We start from the raw sequence: 17,428 nt of genomic DNA, 5'->3' as shown, positions 1-17,428 counted from the left end.
TTTCGACAACACGGAGACCGCTCATGGCCTACCAACCCGACTATGGTTCTTTCGCCCGGAAACGGCCCGCCCGCTCGACACAGAGTTCGGAAAAGCTGGCGCCGGATTGCGCCGGCCTGGACTTCTTCGCCATCGACCCGAGCCTGCAACAGCTCCTGTCCGTTTACGTGCCAGGCGCCGAACTGGAATACTTCCGGCCGCATTTCGAGCGCATGGGAAAACTGGCCGGCGGCCGGCTCAATGAACTGGCGATGGTGGCCGACAAGCACGGCCCGGTCCTGCATGCGCGCTCGCGCTGGGGCGAAGACGAGGACTGGATCGAGTACCACCCCGCCTACCAGGAGATGGAACATATTGCGTTCGAGCAATTCCAGTTCCATGCCATGACGCACCGGCCGGGGGCCATGGGCTACGCCGGCACCCTGTCGCCCATCACGAAATACGTCTTTCAGTACCTGTTCGTGCAGTCCGAGTTCGGCCAGATGTGCCCGATCAGCGTGACCGACACCTCCATCCACCTGATACGCAAGTTCGGCAGCGAGGCCCTCCAGGCCAGGCTGCTGCCTCGCATGCTGGCCGACAATCTGCAGGATCTCTGGAAAGGCACGCAGTTCATGACGGAGAAATCGGGCGGCTCGGACGTGGGACAGGTCGAGACCACCGCCCGGCAGATCGATGGTCAGTGGCATCTGCATGGCGAGAAATGGTTCTCGTCCCATGTGGACGCCGACATCGCGCTGATCCTGGCGCGCCCGGAAGGCGCTCCGGCGGGCACGCGAGGACTGGCCTTGTTCGCGATGCCGCGCTACCGTGAAGACGGCAGCCGCAACAGCTACCGGATTGTCCGCCTCAAGGACAAGCTGGGCACGCGCAGCATGGCCAGCGGAGAATTGCGCATCGACGGCGCCTTCGCCTATCTCGTCGGCGACCCGACCCAGGACATCAAGCAGATGATGGAGCAGGTCAACCTGTCCCGCCTGTCGCACGCGGTACGCGCCGCGGCCATGATGCGCCGCTGCCTGAACGAATCGATGCAGGCCGCCCGTCATCGCCAGGCCTTCGGCCGGCAGGTCGTCGACTACCCGCTCATGCAGCGCCAGCTGCTCAAGCTGCTCGTGCCGACCGAGGCCGCGCTTACCATGACCATGGCAACCGCCGACGCGATGGCCAAGGCGTATGGCGGCGACGCGCAATGCAAGGCGGCGTTGCGCCTGCTTACCCCGCTATTGAAACTGCGGGCGTGCCGCGACAACGTCACCGTGGCGACCGGCGCGATGGAAGTGCGCGGCGGCAACGGCTATATCGAGGACTTCGTCAATGCCCGCCTGGTGCGCGATGCCCATATCGGCGTGCTGTGGGAAGGCACCAGCAATATCAATGCGCTCGACGCCATCGAGCGCGCGGTGCGCAAGGACCAGGCGCACATCGCGCTGCGCGCCCTGCTGCTGGAGAAGCTGCGGGCCGTGCGCGCCCAGGCGCCGGTGATCGCCGGCCCGCTGGCCGAGGCGGTCGCGGCGGCCTGCCAGCTTGCCGAAGGCGTCGCCGGCGACCCGCGCCACGAGTCCGAGGTACGCCGGGCGGCGTCCGCCCTCTACCATGCCAGCGCGGCGGTGCTGATGGCCTGGGAAGCCACGCAGGAAGGGGTGGACGGCCGCCGGCTGCTGCTGGCCGACGCCATGCTGCGCACGCGCCTGCTGCCGCGCGACCCCCTGGCCGCGCCTTCGGCGGCCATGCTGGCTCGCGACCTGGCCATGCTGCAGGGCGAAAAGCTGAGCCTGCGGCAGGCGGCCGACCTGCTCGCGCCGCACGACGCCGGCGTCGCGCCTGCCCGCCAGGCACGGGCGGACGCCGCGGCGCCCGCCCAAGCCTGAGGCCGCGGCGCGGCGTGACGCGGGACTGGGGGTTGTGTATCGTTGGCTGCACATGCGGAAAATGCCATGCTCACCCCAGCGAATCAGGATCACCCGTGACGGCCAGCGAATTGGCGATACGAACCGCCCGACAGGACGACCTCGAATGGATCGTTGCCGCGCACGCGCAGGTTTACGCGGCCGAGTTCGGCTTCGACCGGCGGTTTCGCGACGGCATCGCCGCGAAGATGGCCGCCCTGCGGCGGCGCCCGGGCGCCCTTGACCGCATCTGGGTAGGCTGGGTGGAAGACGAGCGCGCGGCCTCGATCGCCGTCTCGGACCGGCCCGGCGGCATCGCCTTCCTCAACTTCGTGCTGGTCCTGCCCCGCTACCGGGGCAGGGGCGCCGGCCGCGCCATGATGGAAACGGCCCTGGCCCATGCGCGCGCGCATGGGTCCAGAGAGGTGCAGCTCGAAACCTACAGCTGCCTGGTCGACGCCAGGGCGCTTTATCACCGCCTGGGGTTTCGCGCGACCATGGTGGCGCCGGGCCAACACGCCTACGGCCAGACATTCGACCAGGAGTTCTGGGCCCTGGCGCTCTAGCCTGGCGGACGGACCCGCTACTGTTCTTCCTTGGCGCGGTGCACCAGGACCGCCATCGAGGCCAGGGGCAGCACTTTCGCCGTTACGCTGCCCAGCAACAGGCGCGACAGGCCGCTGCGGCCATGGCTGCCGATGAAGATCAGGTCGCAGCCCGAATCGGTGGCGGCCTGCACAATGCCCTGGGCCACGTTGATATGCGAAACCGCGCGGCCATCCACCCGCAGGCCGGCCTCCCGGGCGCGCTCGGCGATCGGCTGCACGTACGCCTCGGCCTGCTCCAGCATGGACTTGTCGATGTCTTCCTCGCTGAACGCATAGCCGGAGCCCAGCCCGTCGTAGGCGAAGGCCGCCGCGAACGGCTGGGCCACGCTCACGACCACGACTTCGGCGCCGATGGATTTTGCAAAATCGATGCCCGCGTGGGCGGCCTGTGTCGCCGGCGACGACCCATCGGTAGGAATCAGAATCTTCTTGAACATATTTGTGTACTCCTGTCGTCAAAAGCCCAGCGCCGCGCCATCCCCGCGGGGATCCGCGCCGCCCTCGAATGCGCGCGTCACGGGATCGATCCGGATCGCCTGGGCGTGGCCGAGGGTCCCGTCCCAGTTCGGCACGGTTTTCACCGGATGCCCCCGCAAGCGCAGTTCCCGCAATGTTTCATCGGCGATGCGGGCCTCCAGCCAGAGGTCGCGCGAGCTCATGCCCCAGGTGCGGCCCATCAGCCAGCGCGGCGCCTCGATCGCCTGCTGCACGTCATAACCGAAATCCACCATGCGGGTGAGCAAGGCAGCCTGCGTCTGCGGCTGGCCTTCGCCGCCCATCGTCCCGTAGGCAAGCACGGGCTGCCCGTCCTTCATCAGCATGGCCGGCACGAGCGTATGGAAGGTGTGCTTGCCGGGCTGCAGGCAATTGGGATGATCGGCGTCCAGGGAAAAGAACGAGCCCCGGTTCTGCATGATCACGCCCGTATTGCCGCCCACCACGGCAGCGCCGAAGTCATGGTAGATCGACTGGATGGTCGACACGACCAGGCCGTCGGCGTCGGCCACGCAGAAGTACACCGTATCACCGTCCGGGCTCTTGCGCGACGCGGCGCCGCCGAACTTGATGCCCGCCTCGATCCGGTCGAGCGCCAGCGCGGACTCGCTGCGGATCAGGGCGTGCCGCTGCCTGCAGTACTCGCTGGAGAGCAGCGTGGCCAGCGGCATGTCGACGTAGGCCGGGTCAGACAGCCATTCGTCGCGGTCGGCGAACGCGATCTTGATGGCCTCCACCACGTGGTGGTAGTACTCCGCGCTCTCGGCGCCCCACGCCGCGACGTCGCATTGCTCGAGCAGCTTCAGGATCTGCAGCGCCGCGAACCCCTGCGTCGGAGGCGGCATCTGGAACACCTCGTAGCCGCGATAGGTCCCCGAAATGGGTTGCACCCACTCGGCGCGATAGCGCTCGAAATCCGCGGCGCGCAGCGGCCCTCCGGCCGCTTCCAGATAGCGGCAGATCTCGCGCGCGACCTCGCCTTCGTAGAACCCCTCGCGCGGCCCGAGCCGGGCCAGGGTTTCCAGCGTGCGGGCGAGATCGGCCTGGACCAGATAGCTGCCCTCGCGCTGCGGCTTTCCTTCGGGCAGGTAGATGCCCGCCATGCCCGGGTCGGCGGCCAGGATGGCGGCGTCCGCGGCCAGCCAGTCCGCCAGGGACCGGCTGACGGGCGCGCCGTGCCGCGCGTACTCGATCGCGTCGGCGAACAGGCTTTCCCACGGCAGCTTGCCGTAGCGCTCGTGGGCCAGCCGCCAACCGTCCACCGCGCCCGGCACGGTCAGCGCGGCGAGCGCGCCACGGGCGGGAATCGCCTCGGCATGGCCCTTGCCGCGATAGAAATCCATATCGGCCAGCGCGCCCGCCGGCCCGCACGCCTGCAGCGCCTGCACGCCCTGCGCGGCGCCTGCGGCGATCAGCCAGAATGCGTCGCCGCCCAATCCGGCCATATGCGGGTACACCACGCAAAGCGTCGCGTTGGTGGCGATGGCGGCGTCGACCGCGCTGCCCCCGCGGCGCAGGACCTCGAGGCCCGAACCGCTGGCCAGGTAATGGGGGGAACTGACCATTCCTCTGCGGCCCAGCGCGGGCGGACGCCCTGTGCGCGGCCCATTGGCATGAATCATGAGAACACTCCGTTGAATAGCAAGCGAAGACCCGGCCGTCCGCTCAGGACGCTTTCGGCGGATACAGCAGCCGCTGCACCGGAGGGATGGCGGCCGCCACCCCCATCGATACGAACCCGAGCCAGAACAGCCCCCGCGACGGACCGGCCGCGCCGATGCTGATCAGCGGCAGCGCCGCGATGAACAGCACGAACGACAGGCCCAGATAAGACATACGGTTCTGCAGAAAACGTTTGATCATGGTTGGCTCCGTCATTGCATGAACAAGGCAAGCAGCACGGTGGCAACGCCGGTCAGGACGAAGGCCAGCACGGTCCACGGCAGCGTCTTGCGCAGGATCTCGCCTTCCTGCCCGGCGATCCCCGCCGTGCTCGCGCCCATCACCACGTTGGCCGGCGCGATGGCATTGCCGATCGCCCCGCCCGCGCTCTGGGCCGCCAGGATGGTGGAAACAGGCAGGCCCTTGGCTTGCGCCAGCCGCATCTGCACATCGGAGAAAATGACCTGCGAAGACGTGCTGCTCGATGTCATGAAGGCGCCCAGGATGCCGATGGCGTTGGACAGGAACGCGAACACGTAGGCGGGCGCCACCGCGGCGATGCCCATGGCCAGCGTCAGGTTCTGGCCCGAGTGCTTCATGATCGAAGCCATCACCAGAAACGCAATGATGGGGATCGAGGCGGGCACCGCGCCCTGCAGCAGCTCGGGCACGATGCGCGCCGGCGGCTCGCCATGCTGCTCGGCCCACTTGCGGAAATAGCCGCGCCGATGGAAAACCACGAAGGTCAGGAGAGCGGTCAGCAGGATGTAGGCGCCCGGATGGCTGAACGGACGCAAGGCGGAATACTGCGCGGCGGCGGCGGTGGTCATCCCCAGGCCGGTCGCGACCTCCGGAAACGCCAGCCCCCAGGCCACGGCATCCAGGCGGCTGTGCAGCGGATCGATCATCGACACGCACAGGGCCAGCACGGTCAGCAGCCCATACGGCGCGAGCGCGGTCCACAGCCCCATCGGCGGCTCGGCGTCGACCCGCTTCCTGGAGGCATGGTCGAGCATGGCGGGACGCTCCACGATGGAAGCGTCCGGCTCGCGGTAGCGCGACCAGCGCGACAGCGGAATCAGCGCCACCAGGGCCGCCGTGACCGGCAGGAACGCCGCCAGCACCGGATCGACATAAACGGCCGCCACCTGCCCCAGGCCCTGGATGGCGGCGATGACCAGCACCAGCGGCCACCCGGACCGGATCGCCGCCCAGCGCCCATAGAGCCACACGATGGTGAACCCGCCCAGGACAGCCTGGATGCTGATGAGCAGCGCCGCCTGCAGGGCCGTCGACGCCGTGGTCGCCGCGTCGATATCGACGACCTGCAAGGTGGCCAGCCAACCCACGCCGAGCGTGCCGTAGAACTTGGCCCAGATATGGGCAATGATCGGTATCGCCACGGCGTAGACCGGACGCATGCCGAATGCGACCAGCAGGGGCGCGACCACGGCGATGGGCGTGCCGAAGCCGTCTATGCCCTGCAGGAAGGACGCGAACACCCAGCCCAGCGCCACGATGACGAACAGTTCGTTGCGGGACATCAGCTCGATGCCGCGCCGCAGGGCGTCGTATCCGCCCGAATGGCTCATCACGTGGTAGAGCAACAGGGCCGGCCAGATGACATACAGGATGAACAGCGCGTCCCAGACGCCCTTGGCCGAAGCCACCGCCAGCGTATCCAGCGGCGTCGCGAACGCCAGGACCGCGACGGCCGATGCGATGAAGATCCCAGTCGTGCCGGCCTGTTGCGCGGTCCAGCGCATGGCCACCATCAGGACAATCAGCGCGACGATCGGCAACGCCGCAAGCAACCAATGCATCAAACCAGGGGTGGAATCCATGGGCGGAAGCTCTCCTTCATGCGGTCGAGAAATGAATGGCGGATCGGCCCCACGCCATCGGGGCTTGCCTTGCTGGTCTACGGGACACATGCCGCCAGCCGCGGACGCGTTCGGTCCGGACTGGAGCGGCGTGGCGCGACAGCGATGGGCGGGTCATTGCCCGGACTGTCGTGCCCGCCGGTGCGGGTACAGCGCGGCAAACCATTACCGTGGCGGGGGCTCTCGAAAGCACGCAAGCGCTCTTGAGATTGATGCAGACATCCTAGCGTGGCTTGGCCATAGCCTGCCTTGATGCAAGTCAACTCCGTCGGCGATCCAATGGGCCCATGGCGATTCATGCAGCGCGTCTATCGCGCATGTGGCACGGCGCCTGGCAATGCTGCCGTCGTTCCCGATGCAGGACTCTGCGGCGCGTTTTCCAGACTATTGGCGCGCCTGGCGCGGCGATAAGCTGTTTGCTCGCGGCGTCGCGGCCACCCTTGCCCGACGCGGCGAACGCAGCGTAGCGACGGCTGCCGCTACGACAACCTCAAGGAGAATTTCGATGAGCGTCTTTGCGCAAATAGCGAATTTCAACGGGCAGGTGCCAAGGATCGACCCTGACAACGCCGTCATGCTGTTGATCGACCACCAGAGCGGGCTGTTCCAGACCGTGCATGACATGCCCATGCCCACCCTGCGGTCCAACGCCACCACGCTGGCCAGGATCGCCACCCTGGCGAAGATGCCGGTCATCACCACCGCCTCGGTGCCGCAGGGCCCCAACGGCCCGCTGATCCCGGAGATCCACGAATCGGCGCCCCACGCCAGATACGTCGCCCGCAAAGGGGAAATCAACGCCTGGGACAACCCGGAGTTCGTGGCAGCCGTCAAGGCAACGGGCAAGAAACAGCTGATCATCGCCGGCACCATCACCAGCGTGTGCATGGCGTTTCCCTGCATCGCCGCCGTCGCCGAGGGCTATCAGGTATTCGCCGTGGTGGACGCCTCGGGAACCTACTCCAAGATGGCGCAGGAAATCACCCTGGCCCGGGTCGTGCAGGCAGGCGTCGTGCCGATGGACACCGCGGCGGTATGCTCCGAAATCCAGCGCACCTGGAACCGTCCGGACGCCGAAAAATGGGCCGAAGCCTATAGCGCGGTATTCCCGGACTACCAGTTGCTCATCGAGAGCTACCTGAAGGCGCAGGCCGTCGTGACCAACAAGGAACAGCTGGATTCCCAACGCTGAGGAGGCTCGCGCCGTGCCGGCCTATAAATTCATACTAGTGAATATTGATTCTCATACAGGAAATACGTAGAATCACTCATCCCGCCGGGCGGCCGCGCTGCGCAACAGGCGCCTGCCCGGCGGGACGGTTGGCCCGGACGGCCAGCAACAGGGTCCGCGTCGACGCCTTCACATGCCGGAAAACCCGTTCCGCCCCAACAGCCGGGCCCGGGACTTGGCGATTACCCAACACTTATCGAGGGAGGGGCGCAAGGTGGACAAGATCGGCTTTATCGGACTGGGCAACATGGGCGCGCACATGGCACGCCGCCTGTGCGAGGCGGGCTACGCGCCGGCGGTATTCGACGTGGACGCATCCCGGCGCGCGGCCTTCGAGGCGATCGGCGCAAGCTGGGCGGACAGCCCCCAGGCCATGGCCGACCAGGTCTCGACCGTCGTGGTCAGCCTGCCGACGCCGGCCGTGGTGGAATAGGTGCTGACCGGGGCCCAGGGGCTGATCCATGGCAAGGCCGTCAAGTTCATCGTCGACACCTCGACGACAGGCCCGGAAGTCTCCAAGCGGGCCGCCGAGCGCCTGGCCGGGCGCGCGATCCAGCTAGTGGACGCGCCGGTCAGCGGGGGCACCTCCGGCGCGGCCGACGGCAGCCTGAGCATCATGGTTTCCGGCGCGCCGCAGGCATACGAAACGGTATCCGGCATCCTGCGGGTCATCGGCCGCAACCTCTTCTACCTGGGCGAGGAACCCGGCCAGGGCCAATTGATGAAGGTGATCAACAACACCATCTGCGCCGCGGCGACGCTGGCCAGCTTCGAGGGCCTGGTGCTGGGCAGCCGCGCCGGCATCGACGCGCGCGTCATGCTCGACATCATCAATGTCTCCAGCGGGCGCAACTTCTCCACCGAAGTGAAGATTCCGCAATGCGTCGTGGACCGGAATTTCCCCTTGCGCTTCACCACCACGCTGCTGCACAAGGACGTCAAGCTGTGCCTGGACGAAGCCGCACGGCAAGGCGTGCCCATGTGGGTCAGCGACGCCGCGCGGCAGATGCTGCAGTTCGCCATCTCGCAGGGAGACGGCCCGGTCGACTACGGCAACGTCATCAAGCGCTACGAAGCCTGGGCTGGCACCCAGTTCGGCAGCGAACCGCAACCCCAACACTGACGCACGGAGCGCCACATGGCCAAGACACGCCTTGAAGTCGGACGCGACATCCTCAAGCAGACGCTCGGCGACGCGTACTACGCGCAACGGGTCGACAGCACCAACAGCTTCAACGGGAGCCTGCGGCGCCTGACGGACGAATATTGCTTCGGCGAGGTATGGGGCGACGAAACCCTCACGCCCAAGCAACGCAGCATGCTGGTCATCGCCTTGCTGGCGTGCATGGGGCGCGTGCAGGAACTCAAGACCCACGTGGGCGGCGCCGTCAACAATGGCTGCAATGTGGAGGAAATCCGTGCCGTCATGATGCAGGTCGCCATCTATTGCGGTATTCCCGCGGGCGTGGAAGGCACGCGCACCGCCGAAGGCGTGCTGCGCGAACGCAAGCTGATCGACTGAGCGGCGCGGACGGCGGCGGCCGCAGCGGCGCGGGGCTTCGGGTAAACTGACGCACCTTCGAACTGTCCGCCGATCCGCTCGGCGGCAGCGGGTTTTTGCTACGAATGGTCTGCCATGGAAGTCAAGCTGGTTGTCCGCACACTGGATGTGTTCGAACTGTTCTCGAAGGAAGGCAAGCCACTGTCGCTGACCGACATGGCGCGCGCGCTCGACGTGCCGATGTCCAGCACGCTGGCGCTGGTTCGCACCCTGGTGGCCAAGGGCTATCTCTACGAGACCCGCAAGCGCGGCGGCTACTTCCCCACGCGCAAGATGCTGCTCGTCTGCCAGTCCATCGACGCGGCCGATCAGGTGCTCGAACTCGTGCGCCCGTTCCTGGAGGAACTGCGCAACATCAGCCAGGAAACAGCCGTACTGGGCAAGCGCCAGGACGGGCAGGTCATCTACCTGGACGTGGCGCTGTCGCATCAACCCATCCGCTATCACGTCCAGGTCGGCGAAAGCCGCGCCGCGCACACCAACTCCATCGGCAAGGCGATCTTCCCCATGCTCGACGAGAAGGAACAGAAAGCGCTGCTGGCCAAGGCGAACTGGCGCGCCCTCACCTCGCGCACCATCGCCACGCGCGAGGCCTTCCTGCGTGACATGGCGCAAACCAAGGCGCGCGGCTGGTCCAGCAACGTGGGCGAGAGCGTGGAAGACCTGGCGGCCGTCGCCCTGCCGTTCCAGCTGGCCTCGGAGTGGTATGCGGTTTCCATCGTCGGCCCGTACGAGCGCATGGAGCGCAACTGGGACGCGCACGTCGAAACCTTGCTGCAAACAGGCGCCCGGCTGCGCCAGGCCATCGCCGTGCACGAAGGGCAGTAGCGGACCGCGCCCTGCGGATCCGCCGCCGCCCCGCCGCTACTGCGGCGTCAGGCCGGCCGATTTGATCATCTGCCCCCAGACCAGGATTTCCTTGTCCAGGAACGTCTTGAACTCCTGCGATGAGCTCGGCGTGGCCGTCAGCCCCTGGGTGGTGAAGCGCTCGATCAATTGCGGACGCTTGAGCGCATTGACCAGGGCATCGGACAGGCGCCGCTGCACGTCTTGCGGCAGCTGCGCCGGCCCCACCAGCCCGAACCAGACCGTGATCTCGTAGTCCTGGGCGCCGCCTTCTATCAAAGTGGGAAGTTCCGGCGCCAGGGGAAAGCGAGTGCGCGAGGTCACGCCCAGCGCCTTGAGCTTGTCGCCGCGCACCAGCGCCATGCCGCCGGCGAAGTCGCTCAGGGTGACGTCCACCACCTGCCCGACGATATCGGTGAGGATCTGCTGCGAGCTCTTGTACGGAATCAACGCGAACCGCGCGTCTGCCGCGTTGGCCAGCATGGCGCCCGACACCTGCGCGCTGCCGGAGGCATAGCCGTAGCGCACCGAGTCCGGCTCGGCGCGGGCCTGCTTGTACAGGTCCGCCAGCGAGTTGATCGGCGAGTCGGCCCTGACCACCAGCACGAACGGCGAATCGGCCACCTTGCCTATGGGCGTGAAGTCCTTGCTCGGGTCATACGGCAGGTCCTTGAACAGCGACTTGTTGCTGGCGCCGTTCGTCACGCCTACGGACACCAGGGTATAGCCGTCCGGCGCGGCGCTCAGCGCGGCGCGGGTTCCGATGATGCCGCTGGCGCCCGGCTTGTTGTCGATGATGACCGGCTGGCCGAGCTCGCGCTCCAGCTCCATGGCCAGGCTGCGGAACACCACGTCGGTCAGGCTGCCCGAGGCAAAGGGCACGATGATGCGAACCTGCTTTTCCGGATATGCGCTACGTACAGCCAAAGGCACAGCGAGTGTCAGCATGGCGCACGCCATGCCTAGACGGCCAAAGAAGCTCACGATGGTCTCCTGGTGGTGGGCAGGTCCCGATGCCGGGCCCGCTATTTATTCACATGTGTGAATTTTATTTTATGCATGTGAATAGTTTTAAATGAGACCATCTCGTGCTGTCAAGCGGATTGCGCGGCCGATCCGCCTGAGGACCGCGCCAGGTGCTCGATGGCGCGATACGCGAATACCAGGCCCGGACCCAGCGTGGCGCCTGCCCCCGGATAAAACCCGCGAAACACCGACGACATATCGTTTCCGCATGCGTACAAGCCCGGAATCGCCTCGCCGTCCTGACCCACCACCTGCGCATCGGCCGTCGCCTTCAGCCCCAGTATCGTGCCCAGTGTGCCCGGGTAGATACGCAGGGCAAAGAAAGGAGCATGGCGGATCGCCAGCAGATTGGGATTCGGCTTGACCCGCGGATCGCCGAACATCCGGTTGTACGGATTGCCCCCCTTGCCGAAATCCAGGTCTACGCCGGTTTCACAGAAGCCGTTGTGCCGCGTGACCGTTACTTCCAGCGCATCGGGATCGATCCCGATCGCGGCCGCGAGTTCGCGTATGCTGCGCCCGGTGCTGATGTAGCCGCTACGCACGTAACGTCCCAGAGACAGGCAATACGGCTTGATCAAGTTGCCAAGGCCCCGTTTCCATACGAACCGGCGGTCGCAAATCAGATAAAAGCGGCTGTCCGGCGTGACACCGTCCTTGAACATCGCGTACACAATGTCGTGGTACGAGTCCGAATCGTTGACGAACCGCTTGCCTGCCGCGTTCACGGCGATCATGCCCGGACGACTGCGGTCGAGATACCCGTACAGCACCGTCGACATACTGCCGTCGGCCTCCTTGTTCCTGGACGTGGGCGTCCACCAGCACGGCGACGCCAGGTCGGCGTCGATGGCCGCGCCGGCCTGGCGGGCGGCCTGCAGCGTATCGCCGACATTGCCTTCATATCCCACGCTCTGGTCGTGCGGAAAACCGCCCGCCAGCTCTTCAAGCAGGGCCGCATTGCGTGGAAAACCGCCGGCGGCCAGGATGACGCCCTTGCGCGCCCGTATCCGCTGCAACTTGCCGTCGCGGCATATTGCCACGCCGGCGACGCCGCCTTGCGGGTTGCGCACCAGCGACACCATGGGGGAATTGAGCCATATCGGCACGCCACGCTCACGCAAGCTGAGCAGCGCACTCGCAACGAACGCGTTGCCGGCCCCGATATCGGTGCCCCGGGAAAACCTGGTGCGGTCGATCGCATAGCGAGCCAGCGTTCTTATGACGCCAATGAAATTCCTGAACGAGCCAAATGGATTGAGAAACTCGTCGATGCGGCGCTTGTCGATGTACAGGCCGCCCAGCAGCATCAGGCGCTTGATCGGGGCGCGCACGAGCTCGAAGTCGGCGCCAAGCCGCCGGCCATCGAAGCGTTCGGGCTCGAGCGAACGCCCTCCCGCCTTTCCACCGGGCAGCGACGCATGGTAATCCGACATGGCCGGCATCAGCTTCAGCCGTACCTGGGTATCCTCCTGAATCGCCTGGGCGGCAAGCGGGGCCGACTTCAAGTACGGATCGACCAGGTCTGCGCGGTAATACGCTCCCATCAGCGCGCGCAGATACACGCGCACCTGCTCCGATGAATCATCGACCCCGGCGGCGCGAGCCTCGCGGGAGTTCGGAATCCACATCACGCCGCCGGCGCTGGCGGTGGTGCCGCCGACTTGCGATGATTTCTCGCACAGCACCACGTCCAACGATTTCTTTGCGGCCAGCAGCGCCGCGCTCAGACCGGCGCATCCACTGCCGATGACGATGACGTCCCGCTCACCATCCCATGGGTAGTCGGCAAGCGCCGGGGTAACGTCTTTCATTGCTGTGGTTTCCACCTGGTCCGCCCGTCCTTGCCTCTGCTAGAGTGATGCCGAATACTATTCACCAAGATGAGGGGCGTCCAATAGTGAACTCGAATGACCACGATTCTCCCGCCGAATCTCGCGCGTCCGGCGTGCTGAACCTCACGCACCTGAGAACGCTGGTCGCTGTGGTGCAGGAAGGTCATCTGACACGCGCCGCCGAACGCCTGCGCATCAGCCAGCCGGCGGCCAGCCACCACCTGCGCTCACTTGAACAGCAGTTCGGCCTTCCGCTGTTCACGCGCACGCCGCGAGGAGTTGTTCCCACCGCGGCGGGGTTGCAGCTATCGGAACAGGCCGCGCGGCTGCTTGCCTCGTCGCTGGAACTGCTCAGCACTGCCAGCGAACTGCGCGGCAGCGCTTCGGGCAAGATTGCAATCGGCACCATCGAAGACCCCTCGGTGCACGCGGCCCTGCCATCGCTGGTCAAGTGGTTTCATGAACACTACCCGCTGATCGAACTCAGCATCGAATCCCGCAACTCGTCCTCGGTCCGCCAGGGAATCCTCACCGGGGAAATCAACGCGGGCTTTTACGTTTCATGCACGAATGAAGCCAACCTGCGCGAGTACGAAATCGGACAGCGCGAACTGGTGGTGGTGGCCCCCCAAAGCTGGCGCGAACGTGTCGCCACGGCAACCTGGCCGGAACTCGCCAAGCTGCCGTGGGTCATGACCACGACGGGCAGCGCGCACTCCGAGATCACTGCTCAACTGTTTCGGTCCCACAACATCACCATTCGTCCCGCGCTTGAAGTCAACACCGAACGATTGCTGCGCGCCATGGTGTCGCAGGGAGTCGGGCTGGGGTTCACCCGCCGCGAATTCGCCGAGGCCGAGCGGGCGCGCGGCGCGTTTTTCATCGTTCCGATCAGCGTGCACCGCACCACCATGCATTTCGCCTACGCGCGCAGCGCCGAAACGGACCCTCTGATCCAGATCCTGTCGCGCGGCCTGGCCACGGTATTGCCTGTTGCGGAACGATTAATACCGCCTACCGCAAAACCCGCGGAAAAATAAAATTCCCAGCCACGGCGCGTTGACTTGTGCTTGCAAGTTCTGTAGATTAAATGGACATTCATTCATATTGATCTGCAGTTTTGAAGTAGCCGCCTTCCTTGCCTATATGCATATTGTGAAGCGCGTGCTTCGCATTATTCAGATTCGCAATCAGGTCGATTCACTTCAATAATGAAGGAGACAAAATGACAAGGGGAATTGCCGCCGGGCTTGCCGCGACGGTTGCCGCGCCGACGCCGCTGCGCGGCACAGCCGCAACCGCGGGCCATGCGGGCCCTCTTGTGGGCTCCGGCAAGGCGCGCGCCCTGGCGGCAAGCAGCGTGGGCGACAGCACGCTGTGGCCCGGCGCGCCCTCGGCGACCGGCTCCGAAATGCCGCATGCCGCACGCGGAATCGGCGCCCGGCAATAACACGCATCTTCCCGCACTGAACACATCCCGGCGGTCCGGCGGCCGCCATCGGGGCTGGCCCTTTATCCGCCCAATATTGAATGAGTATTCATACCATGCCGTTCATAAACACGGCGCCGGGCGGCACCGATATTCATGCAGCATTCATTCTGATTATTGATTATGCAGATTCAAATAACTTATTAAGGGAGACAAAATGATCAAATTAATGCTTGCCGGCCTGGCCGCACTGATGCCCATGCTGTCCATGGCGTCCGATTACCCATCCAAGCCGGTCACCCTGATAGCCGGGTTTGCAGCCGGCGGCCCCACCGATGTCATGGCGCGCGCCTTCGCCCAGCAGCTTGCCGCCGAGCTGGGGGTGCCGATAGTGGTCGAAAACCGCCCCGGCGCCGACAGCCTGCTGGCCTCCCAGGCCGTCCGGAACGCAAAGCCCGACGGCTACACCATTTATCTGGCCTCTTCCGCGCACGCCATCAATCCCAGCCTGTTCAAGGACGCGAAATTCAAGGTTCGCGACGACTTCACGCCCATTTCGACGATCGGCGAAGTGCCCAACGTCGTCGCCATTCCAACCGACCTGCCGGCCAGGACGCTGAAGGAATTCATCGACTACGCCAAGGCGCGCGACGGCCAGCTCAACTACGCGACCACGGCCAGCATCACCTATCTGCAGACCGCGCTCATGCTGAAATCCGCCGGCTTGAATTTGCAGCGGATTCCATACAAGGGCGCGGCGCCCGCGGCGGTTGCGCTGATGAGCGGCGATGTGCAGTTCATGATGAGCGGCATCGGCCCCATGGTGCCGCAGATACAGTCGCAGAAGATCCGGGCCCTGGCCGTCACCAGCGCGAAACGCAGCGCACTGCTGCCCGACCTGCCCACCGCCATCGAGGCGGGCCTGCCCGGCTTCACCAGCACGGTGTGGTACGCACTGCTGGCCCCGGCAAACGTTCCGCCAGACATCGTCAAGCGCTTGAACGAAAGCACCAGGGCCGCGCTGCAGAATCCCGACCTCATAGCCAAGCTGACGGCGCAAGGCGTGGAACAGCGGGGCTCCTCGCCCGAAGAACTGAGCCAGTTCCTGGCGGCGGAAGAAGCCAAATGGATGGCGACGGTCGATGAATTGGGCGCCAGGCAGCAATAGGGTCCCTGGGCACGGCATGCATGCAGCAAGACACCAAGAGATTCCTGCCAGGAGTGCGGCGATGAGCCCCGTAGTATCTGAAGCCAGTCCAGAACGCTGGGACGACGAGACCGACGTCCTGGTGATAGGCAGCGGGGCCGGCGGCCTGTCCGCCGCACTGTTTGCCGCGCAGGCAGGCCTGCGCGTACTGATCTGCGAAAAACTCGCCTATGTGGGCGGCACCACCGCGACCTCGGGCGGCGGCATCTGGGTGCCTGGCACCAAGGCCGGGCTGGCCGCGGGCGATACGCTCGAGGCGGCCAGGACATACCTGAAGGCGCTGCTGGGCGATTTCTACCAGGAGGAAGTGATAGACACCTACCTTGCCACGGGAGGCAAGGTCATCGACTTCCTGAATGAAAATACGGAGGTGAAGTTCGACCTGTCGAGTTGGCCGGACTATCGGTCAAGCCTGCCGGGCGGCGCGACACGCGGACGCTCGCTGTTTCCGCAACCCTTCGACGGCAAGAAGCTGGGACGCAATTTTTCCTTGCTGCATCCCCCCTTGCACCGCTTGATGGTCCTGGGCGGGCTGATGCTCGGCCCCGAAGAGGTCCATGACTTTCTGCGCCCGTTCTCATCGCCCCGGGCCCTCATGCGCGTGCTGCGCAAGCTGCTGCGGTATGGGATGGACCGTATCCGGTATGCCCGTGGCACCGACCTGCGCTCGGGCAACGCCCTGGCGGCGCGGCTTCTTTACAGTGTCGACAAACTCGGCTGCAGGATTCTGACCCAGGCCGACCTTGAAAGCCTGGCGATCGACCATGACCGGGTGATCGGCGCGACCGTGGTCGTCGGCGGCGTGCCCAAGCGTATCCGGGCGTCGAAAGCCGTGTTGCTTGCCACTGGCGGGTTCGCGCACAACCAGGAAATGCTGCGGCGCTACGGCCCGGCGACTCCGCATCGCTTCAGCCTGTGCAACCCCGCCTGCACGGGCGCAGGGATCCAGGCGGCGCTGGATGCGGGCGCCTCGGTAGACCGCGAGCTCAGCAGCGTCGGCTTCTGGACCCCCGCGTCGGCCAGCCGCGAAAAGAACGGCGCCGATACTCCCGTCATCTACAGCTATCTCGATCGCGGCCGGCCCGGGGTGATCGCGGTCAACGAACAAGGGGAACGGTTTGTCAACGAGGCCAACTCTTACCACGATATCGTCACCGCGATCTTCGCCAACGGCGGGGCGGATGGAAAACCCTTCTACTTCATCACCGACCGCGAGTTCGTCCGCAGGCACGGATTGGGGCTCATACGGCCCTGGCCATGGAACCGCTCGCTGCGCCCCTGGATTCGCCGTGGCTACATCACCGTCGCCAGCACGCTCGACAAGCTGGGCCCGAAGATCGGCATCGATCCAGGCGCCCTGGCCGCCGCCGTGCAGCGCCACAACCAAAGCGCCCGCACGGGCCAGGACCCCGACTTCCACAAGGGGGCCTCGGCCTACAACAGAATGTTCGGCCACAATATGATCTGGCCCAACCCCAATCTCGCGCCTATCGAAACGCCGCCTTTTGTCGCCCTGCGGATCCACCCCGCGACGATAGGCACCGCGATGGGCCTGAAGACCAGCGCGTCCGGGCAGGCCCTGAATGCCGCAGGGCAACCCATATCCGGCCTGTATGCCTGCGGCAACGACCAGGCCTCGCCGTTTCGGGGCTTCTACCCCGGCGGCGGATCGACACTGGGGCCCGCGATCGTGGGCGCCTACCTTGCCGTCCAGTCGCTCTCGAAACAGTGACGCGGCGCCAGCCCTTGAGACCAC

General features: G+C 65.7%; 15 protein-coding genes and 1 pseudogene. 10 read left to right on the top strand and 6 right to left on the bottom strand.

Translation table 11 applies throughout. The features are described from left to right. The first annotated feature begins 23 nt into the window (after nt 1–23). Both LK409_RS02300 and LK409_RS02295 read left to right on the top strand, forming a co-directional pair. Nucleotides 24–1,871, top strand: coding sequence for an acyl-CoA dehydrogenase family protein (locus LK409_RS02300; RefSeq protein WP_010927726.1), 1,848 nt, complete (start codon nt 24–26; stop codon nt 1,869–1,871). A gap of 95 nt (nt 1,872–1,966) precedes the next feature. After that, nucleotides 1,967–2,455: a GNAT family N-acetyltransferase gene (locus LK409_RS02295; RefSeq protein WP_225665679.1), complete on the top strand. Its 489-nt coding sequence runs from the start codon at nt 1,967–1,969 to the stop codon at nt 2,453–2,455. A gap of 17 nt (nt 2,456–2,472) precedes the next feature. On the opposite strand, the gene LK409_RS02290 is transcribed toward LK409_RS02295, so the two are convergent. From LK409_RS02290 to LK409_RS02275, 4 genes are read right to left on the bottom strand one after another with little or no spacing between them, the layout of a single operon-like run. Further along, nucleotides 2,473–2,934: a universal stress protein gene (locus LK409_RS02290; RefSeq protein WP_003808652.1), complete on the bottom strand. Its 462-nt coding sequence runs from the start codon at nt 2,932–2,934 to the stop codon at nt 2,473–2,475. A gap of 18 nt (nt 2,935–2,952) precedes the next feature. After that, the gene (gene ggt, locus LK409_RS02285) at nt 2,953–4,614 is read right to left on the bottom strand and encodes a gamma-glutamyltransferase (RefSeq protein ID WP_003808651.1); all 1,662 of its coding nucleotides are present in this window, start codon (nt 4,612–4,614) and stop codon (nt 2,953–2,955) included. 43 nt (nt 4,615–4,657) lie between these two features. After that, nucleotides 4,658–4,855, bottom strand: coding sequence for a hypothetical protein (locus LK409_RS02280; RefSeq protein ID WP_010927725.1), 198 nt, complete (start codon nt 4,853–4,855; stop codon nt 4,658–4,660). Nucleotides 4,856–4,866: 11 nt separating this feature from the next. Then, nucleotides 4,867–6,498: an L-lactate permease gene (locus LK409_RS02275; protein ID WP_010927724.1), complete on the bottom strand. Its 1,632-nt coding sequence runs from the start codon at nt 6,496–6,498 to the stop codon at nt 4,867–4,869. A gap of 544 nt (nt 6,499–7,042) precedes the next feature. On the opposite strand from LK409_RS02275, the gene LK409_RS02270 reads away from it, so the two are divergent. From LK409_RS02270 to LK409_RS02250, 5 genes and pseudogenes are all read left to right on the top strand, one after another. Further along, nucleotides 7,043–7,729, top strand: coding sequence for a hydrolase (locus tag LK409_RS02270; protein ID WP_010926001.1), 687 nt, complete (start codon nt 7,043–7,045; stop codon nt 7,727–7,729). Nucleotides 7,730–7,901: 172 nt separating this feature from the next. Next, a pseudogene (locus tag LK409_RS02265) lies at nt 7,902–8,453 on the top strand (NAD(P)-dependent oxidoreductase); the annotation flags it as partial. 33 nt (nt 8,454–8,486) lie between these two features. Further along, nucleotides 8,487–8,891: an NAD-binding protein gene (locus tag LK409_RS02260; protein WP_256375518.1), complete on the top strand. Its 405-nt coding sequence runs from the start codon at nt 8,487–8,489 to the stop codon at nt 8,889–8,891. 15 nt (nt 8,892–8,906) lie between these two features. Then, nucleotides 8,907–9,290 (top strand): carboxymuconolactone decarboxylase family protein, encoded by a 384-nt coding sequence (locus LK409_RS02255; protein ID WP_003808644.1) that lies wholly within the window; start codon nt 8,907–8,909, stop codon nt 9,288–9,290. 114 nt (nt 9,291–9,404) lie between these two features. After that, nucleotides 9,405–10,157, top strand: a complete 753-nt coding sequence (locus LK409_RS02250) for an IclR family transcriptional regulator (protein ID WP_003808642.1) — start codon at nt 9,405–9,407, stop codon at nt 10,155–10,157. A 36-nt stretch (nt 10,158–10,193) separates the two neighbouring features. Here the strand turns inward: LK409_RS02250 and LK409_RS02245 are convergent, their stop codons facing one another. Continuing rightward, nucleotides 10,194–11,123 (bottom strand): Bug family tripartite tricarboxylate transporter substrate binding protein, encoded by a 930-nt coding sequence (locus LK409_RS02245; protein WP_225665669.1) that lies wholly within the window; start codon nt 11,121–11,123, stop codon nt 10,194–10,196. 146 nt (nt 11,124–11,269) lie between these two features. Further along, a complete protein-coding gene (locus tag LK409_RS02240) occupies nt 11,270–13,015 on the bottom strand; it encodes an FAD-dependent oxidoreductase (RefSeq protein ID WP_010927723.1) in 1,746 nt (581 codons plus the stop codon). Between the two features lie 86 nt (nt 13,016–13,101). Here LK409_RS02240 and LK409_RS02235 point away from each other — a divergent pair, with 86 nt between their 5' ends. The 3 genes from LK409_RS02235 to LK409_RS02225 all read left to right on the top strand — a co-directional run bounded on the left by LK409_RS02235 (nt 13,102) and on the right by LK409_RS02225 (nt 17,404). Then, nucleotides 13,102–14,076, top strand: coding sequence for a LysR family transcriptional regulator (locus LK409_RS02235; protein ID WP_310591440.1), 975 nt, complete (start codon nt 13,102–13,104; stop codon nt 14,074–14,076). A gap of 606 nt (nt 14,077–14,682) precedes the next feature. Beyond that, nucleotides 14,683–15,633, top strand: coding sequence for a tripartite tricarboxylate transporter substrate binding protein (locus tag LK409_RS02230; protein ID WP_003808634.1), 951 nt, complete (start codon nt 14,683–14,685; stop codon nt 15,631–15,633). 61 nt (nt 15,634–15,694) lie between these two features. Further along, nucleotides 15,695–17,404: an FAD-dependent oxidoreductase gene (locus tag LK409_RS02225; protein ID WP_010927721.1), complete on the top strand. Its 1,710-nt coding sequence runs from the start codon at nt 15,695–15,697 to the stop codon at nt 17,402–17,404. Nucleotides 17,405–17,428 lie beyond the last annotated feature (24 nt).

It is taken from the genome of Bordetella parapertussis (assembly GCF_020735925.1).
Classification (GTDB): domain Bacteria; phylum Pseudomonadota; class Gammaproteobacteria; order Burkholderiales; family Burkholderiaceae_B; genus Bordetella; species Bordetella pertussis.
This window is presented reverse-complemented; position numbering and strand designations above follow the sequence as displayed.

What these genes read in the sequence shown, in the direction of transcription:
- LK409_RS02245 (WP_225665669.1), bottom strand. Translation starts at nt 11,123, where the DNA reads ATGCTGACACTCGCTGTGCCTTTGGCTGTACGTAGCGCATATCCGGAA.
- ggt (WP_003808651.1), bottom strand. Translation starts at nt 4,614, where the DNA reads ATGATTCATGCCAATGGGCCGCGCACAGGGCGTCCGCCCGCGCTGGGC.
- LK409_RS02300 (WP_010927726.1), top strand. Translation starts at nt 24, where the DNA reads ATGGCCTACCAACCCGACTATGGTTCTTTCGCCCGGAAACGGCCCGCC.
- LK409_RS02280 (WP_010927725.1), bottom strand. Translation starts at nt 4,855, where the DNA reads ATGATCAAACGTTTTCTGCAGAACCGTATGTCTTATCTGGGCCTGTCG.
- LK409_RS02225 (WP_010927721.1), top strand. Translation starts at nt 15,695, where the DNA reads ATGAGCCCCGTAGTATCTGAAGCCAGTCCAGAACGCTGGGACGACGAG.
- LK409_RS02230 (WP_003808634.1), top strand. Translation starts at nt 14,683, where the DNA reads ATGATCAAATTAATGCTTGCCGGCCTGGCCGCACTGATGCCCATGCTG.
- LK409_RS02255 (WP_003808644.1), top strand. Translation starts at nt 8,907, where the DNA reads ATGGCCAAGACACGCCTTGAAGTCGGACGCGACATCCTCAAGCAGACG.
- LK409_RS02290 (WP_003808652.1), bottom strand. Translation starts at nt 2,934, where the DNA reads ATGTTCAAGAAGATTCTGATTCCTACCGATGGGTCGTCGCCGGCGACA.
- LK409_RS02270 (WP_010926001.1), top strand. Translation starts at nt 7,043, where the DNA reads ATGAGCGTCTTTGCGCAAATAGCGAATTTCAACGGGCAGGTGCCAAGG.
- LK409_RS02250 (WP_003808642.1), top strand. Translation starts at nt 9,405, where the DNA reads ATGGAAGTCAAGCTGGTTGTCCGCACACTGGATGTGTTCGAACTGTTC.
- LK409_RS02240 (WP_010927723.1), bottom strand. Translation starts at nt 13,015, where the DNA reads ATGAAAGACGTTACCCCGGCGCTTGCCGACTACCCATGGGATGGTGAG.
- LK409_RS02275 (WP_010927724.1), bottom strand. Translation starts at nt 6,498, where the DNA reads ATGGATTCCACCCCTGGTTTGATGCATTGGTTGCTTGCGGCGTTGCCG.